General features: G+C 64.3%; 1 protein-coding gene. It reads left to right on the forward strand.

Annotation, left to right across the window (positions count from 1 at the left end; genetic code table 11):
- Nucleotides 1-1,437 (forward strand): condensation domain-containing protein (locus tag PCH01S_RS29115; protein ID WP_255246875.1); only part of this gene is annotated, 1,437 nt, incomplete at its 5' end.
- Nucleotides 1,438-1,561: the final 124 nt, after the last annotated feature.

Genomic DNA, 1,561 nt, shown 5'->3' on the forward strand with positions numbered 1-1,561 from the left:
GGAACGGAAGCGCCGCGCACGGTGATGGAGGCGAGACTGGCGGAACTGTGGCGGGAAGTGCTTGGCGCGGAAGCCGTCGGTATCCGCGATCATTTCTTCGAAATCGGCGGCCATTCGCTGCGGGCGGCGGCGCTGACGGCGCGTATTCACCAAGCGCTGCAGGTGGAAGTGCCGATGCGGATGGTGTTCGAGCATCCGACCGTCGAATCGCTGGCGCAGGCGATGGAAGAGCTGCAGCCCAATCCGTACGCCGGTATTCCGGCTGCCGGCGAGCAGGAAAGCTATCCCGTTTCGTCGGCGCAAAAACGGCTGTATGTGCTCAGCCAATTGGAGACGGACGGCTTCGGGTACAACATGCCGGGCGTCCTGCACCTGGAAGGCGAGCCGGATGCGGCGCGGCTGGAGCAGGCGTTCCGGGCGCTGATCCGGCGTCATGAAGCGCTGCGGACAGCTTTTACGCTGCATGACGGCGTGCCAATGCAGCGGATTGCCCCGAAGGAAGCGCCGCCGGAATTTACGCTGCCGCGTATCCGTGTCCAAGGCGAAGAGGAAGCGCTGCAGGCGGCCCGGGCGTTTATCCGCCCGTTTGATTTGGAGCAGGCGCCTCTGCTGCGCGCCGCACTGGTGGATGAGGGCGCGAATCGCCACCGATTGCTGGTCGACATGCATCACATCGTATCCGATGGGGTGTCGACGGCGATTTTGCTGGAAGAGCTGTCCCGGCTGTATAACGGCGAAGGCGAAGGCGAAGCGCTGCCGGAGCTGCGCATCCAGTACAAGGACTATGCGGTGTGGCAGCAGTCGGAGGCGGGAAGCGAGCGGGTCCGCGCGCAGGAAGCTTACTGGCTGGAGCGGTTGAAGGGCGAGCTGCCGATGCTGGATTTGCCGGCAGACCGGACCCGGCCGGCCGTGTTCCGCTACACGGGAGGCGTTGTCCGCTTCACCTTGGGAGCGGAACGGACAACCGGGCTGAAGCGGATGGCGCTGCGCACGGGAGCGACGCTGTACATGGTGCTGCTGGCGGCCTATTCCACGCTGCTGTCGAAGTACAGCGGACAAGAGGAAGTGATCGTGGGGACGCCGGTAGCGGGAAGGCCGCACGCGGAGCTGGAGCGGGTGATGGGCATGTTTGTGAACACGCTGGCGCTGCGCACGTATCCGTCGGCGGACAAGCCGTTTGAGGCGTACGTGAGGGAAGTGAAGGAGCTGGCGCTGGAAGCGTACGCGCATCAAGATTACCCGTTCGAAGAACTGGTGGAGAAGCTGAACGTGCGGCGGGATATGAGCCGCAATCCGCTGTTTGACACGATGTTCGCGTGGCAGGGCGAAGGCGGAGCCGTGCCGGAGCTGGCGGGGCTGAAGGCGAGCGCGGACGAAGCGGATTACCGCTCGGCGAAATTCGATCTGACGCTGGATGCGGAGGAGCAAGGGGGATGAGCTGCTATTCCGACTGGAATACTGCGACGTGCTGTACGAGCGGAAGACGGCCGAACGGATGGCCGGTCATTTCGTGCAACTGATCGATGCGGCGCTCGCTGATCCGCAGGCCAAGCTATCGGCG

This window comes from Paenibacillus chitinolyticus NBRC 15660, assembly GCF_000739915.1.
Classification (GTDB): Bacteria; Bacillota; Bacilli; order Paenibacillales; family NBRC-103111; genus Paenibacillus_F; species Paenibacillus_F chitinolyticus.